Origin of the sequence: Amycolatopsis sp. NPDC058278, from assembly GCF_042881395.1 — a bacterium.
Lineage (GTDB): Bacteria > Actinomycetota > Actinomycetes > Mycobacteriales > Pseudonocardiaceae > Amycolatopsis.
Genome location: NZ_JBHVXZ010000020.1, coordinates 49819 through 69082, shown reverse-complemented (window position 1 = coordinate 69082; position 19264 = coordinate 49819). Strand labels below are relative to the sequence as shown.

General features: G+C 72.7%; 20 protein-coding genes. 8 read left to right on the top strand and 12 right to left on the bottom strand.

All coding sequences use genetic code 11. The annotated features are described in order from the left end of the window. Nucleotides 1–9: 9 nt before the first annotated feature. Complete coding sequence (locus ACFVYA_RS13215) at nt 10–486, bottom strand: helix-turn-helix domain-containing protein (protein WP_387044830.1); 477 nt, start codon at nt 484–486, stop codon at nt 10–12. 129 nt (nt 487–615) lie between these two features. Between ACFVYA_RS13215 and allB the strand changes: the two genes are divergently transcribed. After that, on the top strand, nt 616–1944 hold the full coding sequence (allB, locus tag ACFVYA_RS13210; RefSeq protein ID WP_387044829.1) for an allantoinase AllB: 1329 nt from the start codon (nt 616–618) through the stop codon (nt 1942–1944). Between the two features lies 1 nt (nt 1945). Beyond that, nucleotides 1946–2959: an allantoicase gene (alc, locus tag ACFVYA_RS13205; protein ID WP_387044828.1), complete on the top strand. Its 1014-nt coding sequence runs from the start codon at nt 1946–1948 to the stop codon at nt 2957–2959. Nucleotides 2960–2998: 39 nt separating this feature from the next. On the opposite strand, the gene ACFVYA_RS13200 is transcribed toward alc, so the two are convergent. The 4 genes from ACFVYA_RS13200 to ACFVYA_RS13185 form a co-directional block, all read right to left on the bottom strand. Further along, nucleotides 2999–3172: a hypothetical protein gene (locus ACFVYA_RS13200; protein ID WP_285989223.1), complete on the bottom strand. Its 174-nt coding sequence runs from the start codon at nt 3170–3172 to the stop codon at nt 2999–3001. Nucleotides 3173–3246: 74 nt separating this feature from the next. Then, nucleotides 3247–3996, bottom strand: coding sequence for an MBL fold metallo-hydrolase (locus ACFVYA_RS13195; protein WP_387044827.1), 750 nt, complete (start codon nt 3994–3996; stop codon nt 3247–3249). Between the two features lie 38 nt (nt 3997–4034). Then, nucleotides 4035–4520 (bottom strand): CoA-binding protein, encoded by a 486-nt coding sequence (locus ACFVYA_RS13190; RefSeq protein ID WP_285989225.1) that lies wholly within the window; start codon nt 4518–4520, stop codon nt 4035–4037. Continuing rightward, complete coding sequence (locus ACFVYA_RS13185) at nt 4517–5803, bottom strand: O-acetylhomoserine aminocarboxypropyltransferase/cysteine synthase family protein (protein ID WP_285989226.1); 1287 nt, start codon at nt 5801–5803, stop codon at nt 4517–4519. Before ACFVYA_RS13185 ends, ACFVYA_RS13190 begins: the two co-directional genes overlap by 4 nt. 75 nt (nt 5804–5878) lie before the next feature. On the opposite strand from ACFVYA_RS13185, the gene ACFVYA_RS13180 reads away from it, so the two are divergent. Then, nucleotides 5879–6316: a VOC family protein gene (locus tag ACFVYA_RS13180; protein WP_285989227.1), complete on the top strand. Its 438-nt coding sequence runs from the start codon at nt 5879–5881 to the stop codon at nt 6314–6316. 6 nt (nt 6317–6322) lie between these two features. Here the strand turns inward: ACFVYA_RS13180 and ACFVYA_RS13175 are convergent, their stop codons facing one another. Further along, the gene (locus tag ACFVYA_RS13175; RefSeq protein WP_387044826.1) at nt 6323–7177 is read right to left on the bottom strand and encodes an SDR family NAD(P)-dependent oxidoreductase; all 855 of its coding nucleotides are present in this window, start codon (nt 7175–7177) and stop codon (nt 6323–6325) included. A 70-nt stretch (nt 7178–7247) separates the two neighbouring features. Here ACFVYA_RS13175 and ACFVYA_RS13170 point away from each other — a divergent pair, with 70 nt between their 5' ends. After that, complete coding sequence (locus tag ACFVYA_RS13170; RefSeq protein WP_387044864.1) at nt 7248–8156, top strand: LysR family transcriptional regulator; 909 nt, start codon at nt 7248–7250, stop codon at nt 8154–8156. Nucleotides 8157–8239: 83 nt separating this feature from the next. Further along, nucleotides 8240–9094 (top strand): sigma-70 family RNA polymerase sigma factor, encoded by an 855-nt coding sequence (locus ACFVYA_RS13165; RefSeq protein WP_387044825.1) that lies wholly within the window; start codon nt 8240–8242, stop codon nt 9092–9094. Here the strand turns inward: ACFVYA_RS13165 and ACFVYA_RS13160 are convergent. Together ACFVYA_RS13160 and ACFVYA_RS13155 are read right to left on the bottom strand one after the other, a co-directional pair. Next, nucleotides 9091–9717, bottom strand: a complete 627-nt coding sequence (locus ACFVYA_RS13160; RefSeq protein WP_285989230.1) for a (2Fe-2S)-binding protein — start codon at nt 9715–9717, stop codon at nt 9091–9093. The two genes, ACFVYA_RS13165 and ACFVYA_RS13160, sit on opposite strands and share 4 nt — an antisense overlap. Before the next feature lie 18 nt (nt 9718–9735). Continuing rightward, a complete protein-coding gene (locus tag ACFVYA_RS13155) occupies nt 9736–10584 on the bottom strand; it encodes a putative RNA methyltransferase (RefSeq protein ID WP_387044824.1) in 849 nt (282 codons plus the stop codon). A 173-nt stretch (nt 10585–10757) separates the two neighbouring features. Here ACFVYA_RS13155 and ACFVYA_RS13150 point away from each other — a divergent pair, with 173 nt between their 5' ends. Genes ACFVYA_RS13150 through ACFVYA_RS13140 form a run of 3 tightly spaced genes read left to right on the top strand, consistent with a single transcriptional unit; the run spans nt 10758 to nt 14807 of the window. Then, a complete protein-coding gene (locus tag ACFVYA_RS13150) occupies nt 10758–12146 on the top strand; it encodes an ammonium transporter (RefSeq protein ID WP_387044823.1) in 1389 nt (462 codons plus the stop codon). Beyond that, nucleotides 12143–12481: a P-II family nitrogen regulator gene (locus ACFVYA_RS13145; RefSeq protein ID WP_013223833.1), complete on the top strand. Its 339-nt coding sequence runs from the start codon at nt 12143–12145 to the stop codon at nt 12479–12481. Before ACFVYA_RS13150 ends, ACFVYA_RS13145 begins: the two co-directional genes overlap by 4 nt. Nucleotides 12482–12491: 10 nt before the next feature. Then, nucleotides 12492–14807: a [protein-PII] uridylyltransferase gene (locus tag ACFVYA_RS13140; protein WP_387044822.1), complete on the top strand. Its 2316-nt coding sequence runs from the start codon at nt 12492–12494 to the stop codon at nt 14805–14807. A 73-nt stretch (nt 14808–14880) separates the two neighbouring features. On the opposite strand, the gene ACFVYA_RS13135 is transcribed toward ACFVYA_RS13140, so the two are convergent. The 4 genes from ACFVYA_RS13135 to ACFVYA_RS13120 form a co-directional block, all read right to left on the bottom strand. Further along, entirely contained in the window at nt 14881–16212 is a 1332-nt protein-coding gene (locus ACFVYA_RS13135; RefSeq protein WP_387044821.1) for an FAD-dependent oxidoreductase, read from the bottom strand. Continuing rightward, on the bottom strand, nt 16205–16867 hold the full coding sequence (locus ACFVYA_RS13130; RefSeq protein WP_387044820.1) for a VC0807 family protein: 663 nt from the start codon (nt 16865–16867) through the stop codon (nt 16205–16207). Before ACFVYA_RS13130 ends, ACFVYA_RS13135 begins: the two co-directional genes overlap by 8 nt. Further along, nucleotides 16864–17466: a TetR/AcrR family transcriptional regulator gene (locus ACFVYA_RS13125; RefSeq protein WP_387044819.1), complete on the bottom strand. Its 603-nt coding sequence runs from the start codon at nt 17464–17466 to the stop codon at nt 16864–16866. Before ACFVYA_RS13125 ends, ACFVYA_RS13130 begins: the two co-directional genes overlap by 4 nt. Nucleotides 17467–17533: 67 nt before the next feature. Then, nucleotides 17534–18838, bottom strand: a complete 1305-nt coding sequence (locus ACFVYA_RS13120; RefSeq protein ID WP_285989236.1) for a diguanylate cyclase — start codon at nt 18836–18838, stop codon at nt 17534–17536. Nucleotides 18839–19264 lie beyond the last annotated feature (426 nt).

Below are 19264 nucleotides of genomic sequence, written 5' to 3'. Positions count from 1 at the left end.
AAGCGCTGGTCAGTCGGTTTCCCTGTTGAGGTAGTTGTAGACGGTGAACCGCGTGACCCCCAGCGCGTCGGCCACCGACGAGACGGATTTCCGCAGGCCGAAGGCGCCGCGTTCGCGCAGCAGCCGCACCGCGCGCTGCTTGCCCGCGCGGTCGAGTTCGCCCAGCTTGGCGCCCAGTTCGCGCTCGACGTCGGCGATGAGCCGGGCCAGCGCGTCGTTCAGCTCGACGACCGGGGTGCTGCCGGGGTCGTCGGCCCGGCGCAGTTGCAGCGTGACGCGCGTTGCGCCGCCCTCCAGGGCTGCCTTCGCGATCGCCGGGAGGGCTTCGAGCAGTTCCTTCGCCTCACCGCGGGCGAGCGTGCCGAGCGGGCCGAAATCGGTGTCCAGCCCGGCTTCCGCGGCGGCGTCGCGGGCGGCGACGGCGTGTTCGGGCGGCGACCCCTCGCCGTGGAACGGTTCGCTGGTGAACTCCGCTTCAAGCCGCACGGGGATGACCGTAACGCGCCGCGGCCGTCGTTGACGAGCGGCGCGAGCCGTGGTTACTGTCGTTGTGCGAAACCGTCTTTCCGTTCTGTGAAATCGGCGGTGCTCATCCTCCCGCAGAAGGGCTTTCGGATGGATCTTGTGGTGCGTGCCGCCCGGGCCGTGACGCCCGAGGGCGAGGTCCCGGCGACCGTCGGCGTCGAGGGTGGCCGGATCGTCGCGGTCGAGCCCGGCGGCGCGGCGCTGTCCGGCGACCGCGTCCTCGACCTCGGTGACGACGTCGTGCTGCTGCCGGGGCTGGTCGACACGCACGTCCACGTCAACGACCCGGGCCGTGCCGAGTGGGAAGGCTTCGAGACGGCGACCCGCGCGGCCGCGGCGGGCGGGGTGACCACGATCGTGGACATGCCGCTGAACAGCCTGCCGCCGACCGTCGACGTCGCGGCCCTGGAGGTCAAGCGCGCCGCGGCGACCGGCCGGGTGCACGTCGACGTCGGCTTCTGGGGCGGCGCCATCCCGGGCAACGCCGGGGAACTGCGGGGCCTGCACGATGCCGGGGTGTTCGGCTTCAAGTGCTTCCTGCTGCATTCCGGCGTCGACGAGTTCCCGCCGCTGGATCCGGCCGGGCTCGACGAAGCGTTGCGGGAGCTGAGTTCCTTCGACGCGCTCATGATCGTCCACGCCGAGGACGCGCACGAGATCGACGAGGCGCCCGAGCCGCACGGAGGTCGCTATGTCGACTTTCTGCGCTCGCGGCCCAGGCGGGCGGAGAACCTCGCGATCGCGCACGTCATCGAGGCGGCCCGGCGCAACGATGCCCGGGCGCACATCCTCCATCTGTCCTCTTCGGACGCTCTGCCGCTGATCGCCGCGGCGCGCCGCGATGGCGTGGCGCTGTCGGCGGAGACCTGCCCGCACTACCTCAGTTTCGTCGCCGAGGAGATCCGTGACGGCGCGACGCAGTTCAAGTGCTGCCCGCCGATCCGCGAGGCGGCCAACCGCGAGCTGCTCTGGCGGGGGCTCGCCGACGGCGTCATCGACACGATCGTCAGCGACCACTCGCCGTGCACGCTGGAGCTGAAGCGCTTCGACAGCGGCGACTTCGGCCAGGCCTGGGGCGGCATTTCCAGCCTGCAGCTGGGGCTGCCGGCGATCTGGACGCAGGCTCGGCAGCGCGGGTTCGCGCTCACCGACGTCGTGGGCTGGATGGCCGAGCGCCCGGCCGCGCAGGCCGGGATGCGCCGCAAGGGGCGCCTGGCGGTGGGCGGCGACGCCGACTTCTGCGTGTTCGCGCCGGACGAGGCGTTCGTGGTCGACGTCGCGAAACTGAAGCACCGCAACCCGGTCAGCGCCTACGACCGGCGCCCGCTCGCCGGCGTCGTGCGCTCGACGTGGCTGCGGGGCACCGAAATCACCGGTGACCAGCCGCGCGGTGCGCTGCTGACCCGGGGGAACTGCTGAAATGGAGGCCGTGGTGTCCGACCGTCCGGAGTGGACAGAACTGCCCGACCTCGCCTCCCGCCGCTTCGGCGGGACGGTGATGTGGGCGACCGACGAGCTGTTCGCCGAGAAGGAGAACCTCGTCAACCCGTGGGTGCCGGCGCACCGCGCGGAGACGTTCGGGCCGAAGGGCCAGGTCTACGACGGCTGGGAGACCCGCCGCCACCGCGAACCGGGCGACGACCAGGCCATCGTGCGGCTCGGCCTGGCCGGCACGATCACCGGCGTCATCGTCGACACGGCGTTCTTCAAGGGCAACTACCCGCCGTTCGTCTCGGTCGAGGCGACGTCGCTGCCGGGCTACCCGTCGGCGGCGGAGGTGGCCGCGGCCGATTGGGACGTCCTGGTCGACCACGCCCCGGCGGCCGGGCACACGGAGAACTTCTACGCGGTCAACGGTTCGCGGCGCTACACGCACGTGCGGTTGACGCAGCACCCGGACGGCGGCGTGGCACGCCTGCGCGTGCACGGCGCGCCGATCCCGGACCCGGCGCTGCTCGACCTGGACGCACTGGACCTGGCGGCGCTGGAGAACGGCGCGCTCGTCACGGGCTGCAGCAACCGGTTCTATTCGTCGCCGAACAACATCCTCTCGCCGGGCCTGGCCGCCCACCAGGCGGAGGGCTGGGAGACGGCCCGCCGTCGCGACGACGGCAACGACTGGGTGACGCTGCGGCTGGCGGGGGCCGGGATCATCCGGTTCGCGGAGCTGGACACGAGCAACCTGAAGGGCAACGCGCCGGGCTGGGCGTCGGTCAGCGGCCGCGACACGTACGGCGAGTGGGTTCCGTTGCTGCCGAAGACACGGCTGCAGCCGGACACCCGCCACCGCTTCGCGCTGCCGGACGGCCCCGAGGTGACCGAGGCCAGGCTGGACATCTACCCGGACGGCGGCCTGGCGAGGCTGCGCCTGTTCGGGCGGCTCACGGAGGCGGGCCGCACGAACCTGAAGGCGAGGTACGCGAAGACGCGGTGACCGGCTCACGAGCCGCCGGATCCCGCCGGCGGCTCGCGGTCAGTTCGCGTCGGGGCGGTTGAGGTACGCCGAGGCCAGCGACAGGACGCAGGCGCAGCCGATGATCGCGCTCACCCACCACTGCATGCCCACCACGATGCTCCAGACGAAGCCCGCCGCCGCGAGGAGGGCGACGAGGATGTTCCGGAACTGCAGCGGGGTGGGTTTGGCCATGGCGCCAGCCTCTCACGCGCCCGGGCCGGCCTTCCGGCGCGGGTGCGCGGCTCGCACCGCGCACCCGCCCGGCCTCACACCTCCGCGCGCTGCCCGGGTTCGAGGAGCACCAGCCGGTCGGTCAGCCCCGCCGCTTCGAACTCCCGCCGCAGCACGTCCGGGCCCTCGCTGAAGTGCTGCCAGCCGCGGAAGTGCAGCGGGACCACCTTCGCCGCGTCCAGCACCTTCGCCGCTTCGACCGCGGCGGCGCTGGTCAGCGTCAGGGGAGCGCCGTCGAAGAACTTCGTCCGGGCGGCGCCGGCGAACAGCACCGCGATGTCCACCCGGAACCGCGCCGCGACCTCCCGCACCAGATCCACCGACGCGTTGTCCCCGCTCACGTACACCGTCGGCAGCCCGTCGCCGGTCAGGACGAAGCCGGTCACGTCCCCGGTGAGCCGCGAAGCGCCCTCCGGTCCGTGCAGCGCCGGAACCGCCGTGACGGTCAGCGGCCCGACCCGCGCCGAATCCCACGGCGCCAGACCCCGGGCCGTCCCGCCGAGCCGCTCGGCTCCGCTGGGCGTGATCAGCGTCAGCGGCACCGTCGCGAGATACGCGCGGCCGCGGTCGTCGAGGTTGTCGGGGTGCTGGTCGTGCGACAGCAGGACGGCGTCCACCACCCCGACCGCGTCTTCGGACAGCGCCGAGTCCTCGGTCTTGACCAGCACCCGCTCGCCGACGGGGTGGTCGCCGGGCGCGTCGAAGGTCGGGTCGGTGAGCAGCCGGACGCCGCCCAGTTCCAGCAGGGCGGTCGGGCCGCCGGAAAACGTGATCCCCAATGTCATACCCGGGCCAACCGTGGGAACGTCCGTTCTCTTCCCGCTCAGGGCGCCGACTGCCGCCGCGAGCTGATCACGCCCGTGTTGAATCCGGCCAGGTGCAGGCCGCCGGCGAAGCGGGCGTGCTCGATCTTCACGCACCGGTTCATCACCACGTCCAGCCCGGCTTCGCGCGCCCGGTCGGCCACCGGCTCGTGCCACAACCCGAGTTGCAGCCACAGCGTCCGCGCGCCGGCGTCGACGACCTCCTCGGCGACCTGGGGCAGGTCGTCGTGCTTGCGGAACACGCTGACCAGGTCCGGTTCGCCCGGAACGTCCTTCAGCGAGGCGTACACCGGCTTCCCGAACAGCGTGTCCAGGCGCGGGTTGACGAAGTTGACCTCGTAGCGCGTCGAGGAGAGCAGGTAGGTCGCCACGAAGTAGCTCGGCCGCGCCGGGTTGGCCGACGCGCCGACCAGTGTCACGGACTTCGTCCGCTGCAGGATCGCGCGCCGCTCGACGGCGCCGACGTGGTGGACGCTGTGCGTCATCCGGCCACCGCCTTGCCCAGCGCCTGGTCGAGGTCCCAGAGGATGTCGTCGACGTCTTCGAGGCCGACCGACAGGCGGATCAGGTCGGGCCCGACGCCCGCGGCGGCGAGCTGCTCCTCCGACAGCTGCGCGTGCGTGGTCGACGCCGGGTGGATGACGAGCGTCCGCGCGTCGCCGACGTTCGCCAGGTGTGACAGCAGCTCCACCGATTCGACGAACTTCTCGCCGGCCGCGCGGCCGCCGTCGATGCCGAAGGAGAACACCGCGCCCGGCCCGGCCGGCAGGTACTTCCGCGCCAGGTCGTGATGCGGGTGCGACGGCAGCCCGGCGTAGGACACCCACGCCACCCGCGGGTCCGCCTCGAGGTGCTCGGCGACCGCGCGGGCGTTCGCCACGTGCGCGTCCATCCGCTGCGGGAGCGTCTCGACCCCTTGCAGCAGCAGGAAAGCCGAATGCGGCGACAGGACCGCGCCGATGTCCCGCAGCTGCTCGGCGCGCAGCCGGGTGCAGAACGCGTACTCGCCGAAGTTCTCCCAGTACTTCAGGCCGCCGTAGCTGTCGACGGTCTCGGTCATCCGCGGGAACTTCCCGTTGCCCCAGTCGAACTTCCCCGACTCGACGACGATCCCGCCGAGCGTGGTCCCGTGCCCGCCGAGGAACTTCGTCGCCGAGTGCAGCACGATGTCGGCGCCGTGCTCGATCGGGCGGCACAGGTACGGGGTCGCCAGTGTCGCGTCCACCACGAGCGGGACGTCGTGGGCGTGCGCGAGGTCCGCCAGCGCGGCGAGGTCGGCGATGCCGCCGCCGGGGTTGCCGATCACCTCGGTGTAGAGCAGGCGCGTCCGGTCGGTGATGGCGGCGGCGTAGTCGTCGATGCCGCCGCTGACGAAGGTCGTCTCGACGCCGAAGCGCCGGAGCGTGCCGGTGAGCTGGGTGACGGTGCCGCCGTAGAGACCGCTCGCGGACACGATGTGGTCGCCGGCCTCGGTGAGGGCGCTGAAGGTGAGGAACTCCGCGGCCTGCCCGCTGGCGGTGGCGACGCCGCCGATGGCGCCTTCGAGGCTGGCGATCCGCTCCTCGAAGGCGGCCACGGTCGGATTCCCGATCCGGCTGTAGATGTTGCCGTACTTCTGCAGCGCGAAGAGGTTCGCGGCATCGGCGGCGTCCTCGAAGACGAAGCTCGTGGTCTGGTAGATCGGCACGGCCCGCGCCCCGGTCGCGGGATCGGGCGTGCCACCCGCGTGCAGGGCGCGGGTGCGGAAGCCCCAGCTGCGTTCACTCATCGGAGCCCACGGTAACCGCACCATCCCCCGGATGACACGCGCTCTCAGCGCGTGGGCGCGGCTACGCTCCCATCCGTGACGGTGCGCTGGAGCGTGACGATCGACTGCGCGGACCCCCGCGCGCTGGCGAGGTTCTGGTCGGTGGCCCTCGGCTACATCGAACGCCCGCCCCCGGCGGGGTTCGCGAGCTGGGAAGCGTGGTTCACCCGGCACGGCGTGCCCGAGGCGGAGTGGGACGACGGCGCGTACCTGACCGATCCCGAAGGCGTCCTGCCGAGCCTGAGCTTCCTCAAGGTGCCCGAAGCGAAGACCACGAAGAACCGCCTCCACCTGGACGTCCAGGCCGGTGGCGGGCGCGAGGTGCCGTGGGAGACGCGCTGGGAGCGGGTCGTGGAGGCGGTCGCCCGGCTGACCGCCGCCGGCGCGACCGTCCTGCGCGAGGACAAGCTCGACGGCCGTCCCGATCACTTCGTGATGGCCGATCCCGAAGGCAACGAGTTCTGCGTGCTGTGAGCGGGGTCAGCCGATCAGCTCTTCGTGCCGGCGCGGGCTGCCACCCCGCCACGGCAGCACCCGCCCGAACCGGACCAGCTCGCCGTAGGTCGCCGGGTCGACGTCGGCGAACACCAGGTCCAGCACCGCCCGGGCCGCCTCGTCCGGGGTCTGGGCCCCGCTGAAGTCGCTGAACCACGGCCGGGACGCCCGCGTGTCCACCAGGCCCGGGCAGACCGCCGCCACCAGGGTGCCGTCCGCCAGGTCGGCGTCCCGGCGTTCGGCCGCCACCGCGCGGACCGCCGCGACCTGGGCGACCTTCGACGGCACGTTGATCCAGTCCGGCCAGCCCGCCGCCCGGGCCGTGCCGTCGTGGATCGCCGCGCGCCAGTCCTCGACCGCCTTCTCGACGTCGTCCAGCGAGACGCCGTCGAAGCGCGGCCGCAGCGGCTCGGGCAGGTGGCCCAGGGTGCCCAGCGAGCTGGCCACGACGAGCAGCCGTCCGCCCGGCCGCAGGACCGGCCCGAACGATCGCAGCACCGCGTGGGTGCCGCCGTTCGCGACGTCGAGGAAGACGTCGGCCTGCTCGGCCTGCGGGCGGCCCGGGTCGAGCGGGCCGACGGCGTTGGAAAGCACGATGTCGACGGGCTCCCCGGCGAAGCGGGCGACGGCGCCGGCGTCGGAGACGTCGAGAACACGGCCCTCGACCCGGCTGCGCGTCGCCCGATCGGCGGCGACGGCGGAGGCGGCCGAGGCCACCCGGCCGGCGTCGCGGCCGGTCAGCAGGACGAGGTCTTCGGGAGCGAGGCGGGCGGCGAGGCCGCGGACGAGCGCGAAGCCGATGCCCTGGTTGGCCCCGGTCACGACGGCGATGCGTGTCATACCGGCACGCTAAGCCGACCGGGCTCATGCGAAAAGCGAGAATCCGGCAACCCTGGTATGCGTGAACGTCATGGACTTCGGCGACGTCTCCCTGGTGGCCCTCCGCGTGTTCCGCGAGGTCGCCGAACGTGGCACGCTCACCGCGGCCGCGGCGGCACTGGGCTACACGCAGTCCGCGGTGTCGCGGCAGATCGCCTCGCTCGAACGGGTGGCCCGCACGCCCGTGCTGGAGCGGCGGCCCGGCGGCGTCCGTCTCACCACCGCCGGGACCGTGGTGCTGCGCCGGGCGATCGCGGTGCTCGACGAGATCGACGCAGCCGGTCGCGAACTGGCCGGGCTGCCCGCCGACGCCGGCACGGTGCGCCTGGGCTGGTTCCCCAGCGCGGGCGCGGTGCTGGTGCCCCGCGCCGTCGCCGAACTGCGGCGCGCGCACCCGGCCGTCACCGTGGTCACCCGGGAGGGCACCACCCCGGTCCTCGTCCGGGCGCTGCGCGCGGGGACGGTCGACCTGGCCGTGCTCGGCTCGGTCCCGCCGTTCCGCCCGCCCGACGCCGAGACGCCGGCGTTGCGCCTGGAGACACTCGCCGAGCGCAGCCTCCGCCTCGCGGTGCCCGCCGGCCACCCGCTGGCCGGGGCCGGCCCGGTCGACGTCGCGGACCTGCGCGGGCAGCGCTGGATCGCCGGGCCGCCGTCGGGGGAGGAGACGCTGATGGGGGTGTGGCCGGGGCTGGACGAGCGGCCCGAGATCGCCCACACCGCCCGTGACTGGCTGGCCAAGCTGAACCTGGTCGCCGCGGGCTGCGGGCTGACGACGCTGCCCGCTTCGCTGGCCGAGGCCGTGCCGCCGGGGGTGCGGGTCCTGGAGGTGCGCGGCGGTCCGGCGGAGCGGCGGCGAGTGGTGCTGGCGCGGCTCCCGGGTCCGGTGTCCGAGCCCGCGGCGTTGCTGGCCGAGGTCCTGCGTCGCACGGCCGCCGAATGATCCAGATCACTCCCGTTCCGGTCACATCGGGCCCCGCCGCGGGGTCTACTGCTACGAACGGCGGGCGGAAGGAACGGGACACGGTGGACACGCTGACCGAGCGGTTCGAGCAGGAGCGGCCGCGGCTGCGGGCGGTCGCCTACCGGATGCTGGGTTCGGCGGCCGAAGCCGACGACGCCGTCCAGGAGGCTTGGCTCCGGTTCCACCGCACCGACGCGCGCGAGATCGACAACATCCCGGCCTGGCTGACCACCGTGGTCGCCCGGGTCTGCCTGTCGCTGCTGCGCACGCGCCGCAACCACCGCGAGGAGCCCCTGGACGGCCAGCCCGAGCGGGACGACGACCGCCGCGACCCCGGGCAGGAGGCGGAGCTGGCCGACACGGTCGGGCTGGCCCTGCTGGTGGTGCTCGACACGCTGGGCCCGGCCGAGCGCGTCGCGTTCGTGCTGCACGACATGTTCGCGGTGCCCTTCGACGAGATCGCCCCGGTGATCGGCAAGACCCCGGCCGCGACCCGGCAGCTCGCCAGCCGCGCCCGCCGCCGGGTGAAGGGCGGCGAGGCGCCGGACGCGGACCTGCCCCGGCGGCGCAAGGTCGTCGAAGCCTTCCTGGCGGCGTCCCGCGGTGGCGACTTCGAAGCACTCCTGTCCCTGCTCGACCCGGACGTGGTGCTGCACGCCGACCGGTTCGCCGGCCCCAGCCCGGCGCCGATCGTGCTGCGTGGCGTCGAGAGCGTGCGCCGCGGCGCGATCCTGGCGTCCGAACGGGCCCGCGCCAGCGAACTCGCCCTGGTCGACGGCGCTCCCGGGCTCCTCATGGTGCGTGACGGGCGGCTGGCCGTGGTCCTGGCGTTCCGCGTCGACGACGACCGCATCACGGGCATCGACGTCATCGCCGACCCGGACCGGCTCGCCGCGTTGGAGCTGGCGGTTCTCTAACCCAAGGCAGCGCGAAGGCGTGCTTCGCGCTCTTCGGGGGTCTGACGCGGGCAGCTCACGCACTTCGGGTTGCCCACTTCGTAGATCAGGCAGCACGAAGCCCGCCGTACGGCCGGTGTGCGGCCCACGCGGACGAAACGCGGCTTCGGCAGGCCCAGGTCGATCGCTTCCACCAGCGGTTCGGCGAGGGTCATCGCGCGCTCCGGATCGGACGTCCACAGCAGCCGGTTGCCGATCGAGTCGGTGGCGATCGCGCCGAGCGCGCGTTCCCGGGCCCCGCTGACGGCGGCGATGGTGGTGATCGCGGTGCCGAGGGCGCCGGACAGGGCGGCGCCGAGCTCGGGGAGGCCGCCGTCGAGCGGACGGGTGGACCGGGCGCCGAGGAACCGCCCGTCGGCGACGAGGTCGAGCTCCACGGCGTCCAGTGAGGGATCGACCGGCGTCCCGGCCACCAGGCCGTCCACCGCCGGCCCGACCAGCACCGACGACAGCGAGTACCACCAGATCGTCCCCAGCACCTCCGGCCGCGCGCAGCCGTACAGCTTCGCCGCGCCGCCGATGCGGGCCCGCACCCACTCCGCGTCCGCGAGCCGGGTCGCGGACGCGGTCCAGTCGGGCTTCACCCCTTCACCCTTCCAGACTCACCGCCGCCGGTACGCCGAGACCGTGAACGACACCGTGACGATCCGCGGCTCGTGAAGCGCGTCGAGCCGCTCCCGGCGCCCGTCGCGGTCCAGGTGGAACGCGGCGGGACCCATCTCGACCGCCTGGCGGACCTGCCGCGGCGTCAGCTCCACCGCGCGCCGGACCTCGGTGCGGTCCGTGCGCGTGAAGTACTCGCCGAGGGTGGCGTCCAGGCGCTCGTCCTTGCGCTCGTCGACGGCCAGGACCAGGTCGCCCAGCTCGCGGAGGTGGTCCGGGGCCGGGGCCGCGACGACCAGGAGACCGCCGGGCCGCAGCACGCGGTGGAACTCCGGCCCGTTGCGCGGCGCGAACACGTTCAGCACGACCGACGCCACGCCGTCGCCCACCGGCCACGGCTCCCAGAGGTTCCACACCGCCGCGCCCAGCCGCGGGTGGGCCCGCGCCGCCCGCCGCAGCGCGACCGCCGAGACGTCCAGTGCGAGACCGAACGCCTCCGACGCCTCCAGTACCCGCGCGAGGTAGTACCCCGTGCCCGCACCGGCGTCGACGACCAAGCCGTCGGCCTCCGCGCAGACGCGGGCCAGCTCGTCCGCCAATGGCTCGTAGGCGCCCGACGCGAGGAAGTCCGCGCGGGCCGCGACCATCGGCGCGGTGTCCGCCGTCCCGGCCGGGATTCGCGCGTGCAACAGGTTCACGTAACCCTGGCGCGCTAGATCGAAAGAGTGGCGGTTCCCGCAACGCAGCGTGCGTCCCGATGGGCCGATCGGGTCGCCGCACACCGAACACCGCAGTGCGGCGACGACCGGGGGTGGCAGTGGGTCATTCCCGTGGTCGGCCGGTGTCATGGGGGTATTCGACCACGACGTTTCGCAACCGGACACTCGAGCGGGGGTTCTGGGAAACCTGGCCGTAACAACCGGGCGCGGACAGTTCACGCGGGTGAAACCTCGCGAGCCGCCCCGTGAAACACCGCGCGCCAAAACTGCCATCGCACCAACCCAGGGCACGGGAGGACGATGTGCTGAACGCAGGAGACACCGCATGGGTATTGGCCAGCGCCGCGCTGGTCATGCTCATGACCCCAGGACTGGCGTTCTTCTATGGCGGCATGGTCCGCGCGAAGAGCGTCCTGAACATGCTGATGATGAACTTCATCGCGCTGGCCGTCGTGGGGGTGCTGTGGGCCCTGTACGGCTTCTCGATGTCCTTCGGCGACGACGCCTTCGGAGGTTTCCTCGGTAACTTCCACTTCGCCGGCCTCGAAAACACCTTCGGGAAGGTCGCCGGCTTCGCGGTCGCCGCCACCGACACCTCGCCGGCGGTCGCCTGGCCCGGCTCGGACGGCCTGCCCGTCCTCGCCTTCGTGATGTTCCAGCTGATGTTCGCGATCATCACGCCCGCGCTGATCTCCGGCGCCATCGCCGACCGCGCGAAGTTCTGGGGCTGGACGCTGTTCGTCGTCGTCTGGGTGACGGTCGTGTACTTCCCGGTCGCGCACTGGGTGTTCTCGTTCAACGGCTTCATCGGCGAGAACGCCGTCGGCGGCTGGATCGCCAACAACCTCAAGGCACTCGACTTCGCCGGTGGTACCGCGGTCCACATCAACGCCGGTGCCGCGGGCCTGGCGCTGGCCATCGTGCTCGGCAAGCGCAAGGGCTGGCCGAAGGACACCGGCCGCCCGCACAACGTGCCGTTCGTGCTCCTCGGTGCCTCGCTGCTGTGGTTCGGCTGGTACGGCTTCAACGCCGGTTCGGCGCTGGCCGCCAACGACCTCGCCGCCGTCGCGTTCACCAACACCACCGTCGCCACCGCCGCCGCCGTCCTCGGCTGGCTGCTCATCGAGCAGATCAAGTTCGGCAAGCCCACCACCCTCGGCGCGGCCTCCGGCGCGGTCGCCGGCCTGGTCGCCGTCACCCCGGCGTGTGGTTTCGTGAGCCCGCTCGGGGCCATCGCGATCGGCCTCATCGCCGGTGCGGTCTGCGCGCTCGCCATCTCGCTCAAGTTCAAGTTCGGCTTCGACGACTCGCTCGACGTCGTCGGCGTCCACCTGGTCGGCGGCATCGTCGGCACGCTGCTGATCGGCTTCTTCGGCACCACCAGCGTCAACGCGCTCGGTGCGGACGGCCTGTTCTACGGCGGCGGGTTCACCCAGCTGGGCCGCCAGGCCGCGGCCGCCGGTGCGGTGCTCGCGTACTCGTTCGTGCTTTCCTTCATCATCGGCTTCGTGATCAAGAAGGCCGGCGGCTTCCGCGTCAGCACCGAGGACGAGATCACCGGCATCGACGAGGCCCAGCACGCGGAGAGCGCGTACGACTTCACCGGGTCGAGCGGCGGCATCGGCCAGCCGACGACCTTCCCGGTCAAGTCCGCCACCGGCAACGCGAAACTCGAGGAGAGCAAGGCATGAAGCTCATCACGGCGATTGTGAAGCCGTTCACGCTCGACGACGTCCGCTCCGCGCTGGAACAGCTGGGCGTGCTGGGCATGACGGTCAGCGAGGTGCAGGGCTACGGGCGGCAGAAGGGCCACACCGAGGTCTACCGCGGCGCGGAGTACTCGGTGGACTTCGTGGCCAAGCTGAAGGTCGAGGTCGTCACGGACGACACCAACGTGGAGAAGGTCCTGGAGGCCATCACCACGGCCGCGCACACCGGCAAGATCGGTGACGGCAAGGTGTGGGTGACGCCCGTGGAGACCGTCATCCGGGTACGCACCGGCGAGCGCGGCACGGACGCTCTATAAGGCGTCTGGGATGGCCGACGGGGGCGAACTGGTCAAGGCCACCGAGCGTTTGCTCGAGGGCAGGCACGGGAGGCTGGGGGCGTCCGCACTGCGGGCGGCCCTGGTCGACCTCTACGAGTTCTGGCTGGGCAGGGGAGCCTCGGCGGCCGGCGTCGACACCGCGGAACCGGGTGTCGCGCTGGTCGCCGTGGGCGGGCTCGGCCGCCGGGAACTGGTGCCGTTCTCCGATCTCGACCTGCTGCTGGTGCACAACGGCAACAGCGGCGTCGGCGAGATCGCGGACGCGCTCTGGTATCCCTTGTGGGACGCGAAGATCGGGCTCGACCACTCGGTCCGGACACCCGGTGAGGCGCTGAAGGTCGCTTCGGAGGACCTTCGCGTGGCCATGGGCCTGCTCGACGCCCGGCACCTCGCCGGGGACGCCGAGCTGAGCGGCCGCCTGGTTTCCGCGGCGCGGGACCAGTGGCGCCGCACGGCGCGCAAGCAGATCCCGGACCTGACGGCGTCGGTCCGGCAACGCTGGGCCCGCAGCGGCGAAATCGCACAGTCCGCCGAACCGGACCTCAAGCACGGCCGGGGTGGCCTGCGGGACTTCGCCGTCCTGGAAGCCCTCGCCGCGGCGCAGCTCACCGCGCGTCCGGGCGAGGAACTCCTGGAAGCGAAGGGGCTCCTGCTCGACGTCCGCACCGAGCTGCGGCGCGAAATCCGGCGCGAACGGGACGTCCTGTCCGCGCCGGAGGCCGAACTGGTCGCCGCCGAACTCGGCTTCGGGGACCGGTTCACGCTGGCCCGCAAGCTTTCCGGGGCGGGCCGCACGATCGCGTACGCGCTCGACGTCGCCCTCCGGTCCACTGTGGAGCCGCCGAAGACCCGCTTCGGACGGCGCCCGGCCCGGACGCCGCTCGCGGAAAACGTGGTGCTGCACGGCAACGAGGTGGCGCTGGCCCGCGACGCCGTCCCGGCGAAGGACCCGGCGCTGCTGCTGCGGGTCGCCGCGGCGTCGGCGCGCACGGGCAAGCCGATCGCGCTCGGCACGCTCAAGGCACTGGCGGAGTCGGCACCGGAGCTGCGGACCCCGTGGCCGGCCGAGGCGCTGAACGCGCTGGTCGAGCTGCTGGGTGCGGGGGAGGGCCTGGTCGACGCGGTCGAATCGCTCGACCGCACCGGATTGTGGTCCCGGCTGTTCCCGGAGTGGGGCGCGGTCCGCGACCTGCCGCCGCGCTCGCCGGTGCACCAGTGGACGGTCGACCGGCACCTGGTCCGCACGTGCGTCGAGGCGGCCAAGCTGACCACCACGGTGTCGCGCCCCGACCTGCTGCTGATCGGCGCGCTGCTGCACGACATCGGGAAGGGCCGCGAAGCCGACCACTCGGAGCTGGGCGCCAAGATCTCCCTGCAGGTCGCGACCCGGCTGGGCCTCACCCCGGCCGACGCGGCGACGGTGTCGGCGATGGTCCGCCACCACCTCCTGCTGCCGCACACGGCGACGCGGCGCGACATCAGCGAACCGGCCACGGTGGCGCGGGTGGTGAAGACCCTGGACAGCGACCTCGTCCTGGTCGAGCTGCTGCACGCGCTGACCCGGGCCGACTCGCTGGCCACCGGCCCGGGAGTCTGGACGGACTGGAAGGCGCGCCTGCTGGCGGAGCTGGCGTCGGGCTGCGAAGAAGTGTTGCACGGCAAGGGGTTCACGGCCCCGGAACCGATGGACGACGAACAGCGCGAGCTCGTCGCGGCGGCCGTGGCGTCGGGGACGGGCGAGATCCGGATCAGCTCGCACGGCAAGGTGGTCACGGTCGTGCTGGCGGTCCCGGCCCGGGCGGAGCTCCTGGCCCCGGCGGCCGGCGTGCTGGCCCTGAATTCCCTCGAGGTCCATTCGGCGGTCCTGCGCGGTCACGACGGCGGCCGGGCGGGCGTGTTCACGGCGTCCCCGAAGTTCGGGTCGTTGCCGGACGCGACGCTGCTGCGGGAGCAGTTCGCCCGCGCGGTGGCGGGCACGCTGCCGCTGACCCAGCGGCTGGCCGCGAAGGAACGCGACTACGGCGTACCGGCCGAGGCCCCGGTCGCGCCGAAGGTGGTCTGGTTCGACGACGAGACGACGGGCCCGGACACGGTGGTCCTGGAGCTGCGCGCGGCCGACCGGATCGGCCTGCTGTTCCGGGTGGCGGGCGCCTTGCGCCGGTGCGACGCGGAGGTCCGCTGGGCCAAGGCGTCGACCCTGGGTGGCGCGGTGGTGGACTCGTTCGCGGTGACCCCCCGGAGCGGGCGCATCGAGCCGGGCTGGCGGCGTGAAGTGGAACAGGCGGTCCTGGCCGCGGCTTCCTAGCGGCCGCGGGGGAGCCGACGCCGGATGCGCGGCGAGGTTGAGCAAACCTTCGCGGCGCACCCCGGCGCGGCCTTCAGGCGGGGGCTCCGAGCCAGCGGCGGAGTGCCTCGTCCAGTCCTGGCCCGCCGTCCCACGCGACGTACCCGTCGGGCCGGACGAGCCGAGGTGCCGCCCCCTCGCGGCCCTCGACCCGCCCGGCCCACCCCGCCGGCACGGTGGCGCCGACCAGGACCGCGCGGCCGTCCGGGCTGGCCGGGACGTCGGTCGCGCGGCCGGTGGTCCCCGGGTACGTCACCCCGATGCCCGACAGCTCCGCGGCGACCGCCCGGCGCGCCTCGGGCACGGCCAGCAGCTCCGTGACCACCGCCCGGACCGCCACCGCGTCCGGGTCGGGGACGCCGAGGACCGCCTGGGCGCGCGTACTGACCAGCACGCGGGCCGCGATCGGGTGACGCTCGTCGTGGTAGCTGTCCAGCAGGCCGTCCGGTGCCGTGCCGTGGACGGTGGTGGCCAGCTTCCAGCCCAGGTTCACCGCGTCCTGCAGGCCCAGGTTGAGCCCCTGGCCACCGACCGGGAGGTGGATGTGCGCGGCGTCGCCCGCGAACAGCACCCGGCCGTGGCGGTACCGCTCCAGCTGCCGGGACGCGTCGCCGAACCGCGACGCCCACAGCACTTCTCCGACGACGACCCCGGATCCGTGCGCGGCGGTCAGCGCGCGCTGCACTTCGCCGGCGGTGACCGGCGCGTCGCGGTCGAGGCGTTGCTGCTCCTCGCCGAAGACGATCGTGCGGTAGCGACCGCCGGACAGCGGCAGCAGATACCCCGACCCCGAGGACGGCAGCTGCCAGTCGTCCGCGAGTCCGGTGGGCTTGGCGGCGAGGGTGATGTCCGCGACGACCAGCGAAATCCGGGCCGAACGGCCGGGGAACGCGGCGCCCAGGAGCGTCCGGACCGTGCTGTGCCCGCCGTCGGCGGCGACCAGCCAGCCGGCCCGGTGTGCCCGCCCGCCCGCGGTGACCGTGACGCCGTCGTCGTCCTGCGCCACGGCGGTGACGGCCGCGCCGCGCAGCACCGGGGTGCGCAGCCGCGCCTCGATCGCGGCCGCGACGTGCGCCTGTTCCACGCCGAGCTGGTACGGGAAGGACGTCGGCAGGTCGGTGTAGTCGATCGGGACGCCGGAGAAGTGCCCGGCGGGCAGCTTCGCGCGCACGTGCGGCTCGATCGCGGCGAGCAGGCCGCGGTCGGCCAGCACCTCGACCGACCGGGGCTGCAGGCCGAGCGCTTTCGACTGCGTGGCGGGTTCGGCTTCGCGCTCGAGGACCAGGACGTCGACGCCGGCGCGTTCCAGCTCGAACGCCGTCAGCAGGCCGGTCGGGCCCGCGCCCGCGACCAGGACGTCAGGCATCGAGGTTCTCCTTGCGGAGGTACCAGACGTGCCAGGCGATCAGCAGGGCCAGCGCGCCGAACCAGGTCACGTTGGTGACCAGCGCGATGAGGTCGATCGGCAGCGTGTAGACGAGCACGACGTGCACCACCGCGCCGACCAGCAGCACCGCGCCCCAGGCGGCCGTGTTGATCCGCAGGCCGCGCCGGAACCGGGCGTCGGTGTCCCAGCGAGCCGCCCACGCGTCCGCTCCTTCGGCGCCGCGCTTGACTTCGGCGATCGTGCGGCCGAGCGTCAGCTGCGCCGGGCGGCCGACGAAGACCGTCACCAGCATCCACGCACCGAACAAGCCGCCCAGCGCCGCTGTCCAGCCTTCGCGGATCACCAGCGTGCGCGGGTCGTCCGACAGCAGGCCGAGCACGACCGAGAGCACCAGGACGCTGAGCGTGACCAGGGCGACGAGGTCGACCTTCCGGTTGCGGGCGATGGTCCACAGCACGTACGGCGCGGCCACAAGAACGCCGGCCATCAGCGCCCACCACTGGCTCACCCCCGCGGCGCGCAGGCCGTAGAACAGCGCCATCGGCACGATCACTTCGAACACCACGTTCCGCACGTTGGCGCGGACGACCCGGCGCAGGCCGGCGTCGGGTTCGGTCTTCTGCTCGATCATCATGCGGATCCCCCAGCGGATTCGGGTGCGGTCGCCCGCACGTACAGGTCGGCGAGCTCACGGCCGATGCGCGCGAGCTCGGCGGGTTCGGGCACGTTCGCCGCCGCGGTGGCGACGACGGCATCGAGCCCGGTGGTGAAGGACAGCGCCGCGGTCCGGGCGTCGAAGGCGCCGAAGGCGCCGGCCGCCTGCCCGGTGCGGAAGTGCTCTTCGAACAGCGCGAGCCGCCCGTTGACGGCGTCGCTCTGCGAGCCGGCGTTCTTGACCAGGTCGATCAGCGCGCGGACCTCGGTGGGGTGCTCGCCGACGAGGTCGACGTTCGCCTCGACGTAGGCGCGCAGCTGCGCGACGTGCCCGACGGCGGCGTCGATGCGCGGCTGCATGAACGCCCCGGTGATCTCTTCGATCTCGGTGACGCACGCCTTGAGCAGGTCTTCCTTGCCCGCGAAGTGGTAGCTGATCATGCCGGTGCTCGACAGGCCGGCGTGCTTCGCGATCCGGCTGAACGACGCCTTGAGGTAGCCGGCTTCGGCGATCACGGCGATCGCGGCCCGCACGATCTGGGCTCGCCGGCCGGACTCGGTGAACGTTCTTGCTCGCATGAGCAAAATTTAGCTCAGTCGAGCAAATCCGACAAGTCGCCTGGTCAGAGCCGGGTTTTGCGGTGGGTCAGGCGGACGCGGTGCCTTCGACGACCTGGTTGCGGCCGGCGTCCTTGGCCCGGTACAGGGCCTTGTCGGCGGCCTGCAGCAGCCGGTCGACGGCCGTGCCGCCGTCCGGGTAGGTCGCGACGCCGATGGAGGCGGACAGGCCGCCGATCGCGCGGATGTGGCTGCCGTCCTCGTACTCGACCCGCAGGGATTCGATCGCCGAGCGGATGCGCTCGGCCACCGCGAGCACGGCCGCCGGCCCGATGTCGGGCAGCAGGACGACGAACTCCTCGCCGCCGAAGCGGCCGACCGAGTCGTAGTCGCGGACGGCGCTCTTGATCGTCGCCGCGACCGCGCGCAGCACGGTGTCGCCCGCGAGGTGCCCGTGTTCGTCGTTGATCAGCTTGAAGTAGTCCAGGTCGATCATCAGCACGCCGAACGTGCTGCGCTTGCTGCGCTGGGCCCGGGCCAGTTCGCGCGAAGCGAGCAGGTGCCACCCGGTCGTGTTGAACAGGCCGGTCTTCTCGTCGGTCGTCGCGGCGATCTCCAGCTGCTTGATGAGCACGGCCCGGTGCAGCACCAGCAGCGGCGGCACGATCGCGACGGCGAGCGCGGGCAGCGTCGCCAGCGTCAACGCCGTGAGCAGGCCCAGGCAGAGCGTCGCGACCTCGAGGAGGTTGTCGCCGAGGCCGCCGAAGAACGCCTTGACCGTGCGTTTGGTGATCGTCAGCGCCGGGACGATGGTGATCGCCGAGACCAGGAAGTACGTCACCGCGGCCAGCGTGATGGCGGTGACGCCGCGCCAGCCCGCCGTCAGCGCGGCGTACATGTCCGGGACGCCGAGGCGGCCCAGGACGAGCTCGGCGGAGTAGCAGGTGATGACGACCAGCGTCGCGTTCAGCGTCATCCGGAACGGCGGCACGCGCTTCATCCGCGCGAGGCTGCGCGTCGCGAGGTGCAGGTACAGGACGGCGATCAGCGCCGTGACGAACGCGGGCGGCAGGAGCAGCACGCCGGCGAACGTCCAGACCGACGTCAGGTTGATGTGCGGGGTGTCGGACACCAGCCGCCGGACGCGTTCGATCTTCCGCCCCAGCTCGGCCTGCAGAACCCCGAGGCAGGAGAGAACGGCCAAGACGACCAGGTCCCACCCGCGCGCGGGCACGCCGACGGCGGCCAGAACGGTGGCGGCGAGCGCCACGGACTCGACGAGGAAGCAGTAGAAGACCAGTGACCCGCGCTGCCGCCAGAGGGTCCAGTGAGCAGGGTTCAGCGCCCCACGGATCCGTCCCGCGCGGGGTTGGGCCGGACGGGCGCCGTCCATACTCAAGGCGGTGCAACTCCCCTGGGTGATCCGACGATCCGCATCCACCCCACCACACCGGGCGCCCGCGATCGATGATTGCCACACGTTCGGAGCAGCGAAGGGAGGCCGCCGTCATGCGCAACCGCGAATCCTGAGCCTCCGCGTCCCGAAGCCTGCGCGAACCGCCGGAGGGAGGCTGTCGTGCGCAATCGCGAGTCCTGAGCCGCTGTGACTGCTGTTTGCCGTGCCGAGAGGAGAGCTGTCGTGCGCAATCGCGAGTCGTGAGGCTGTGCTGTCCGCCACCACTGCCGAGAGGAGGGCTGTCGTGCGTAATCGCGAGTCCTGAGTCGCCGTGACCTCTGTTCGCCTGTGTCCGAGAGGAGGGCTGTCGTGCGTAACCGCGAGTCCTGAACCCACGCCCACCCGGCCGACCACGCGCCCGAA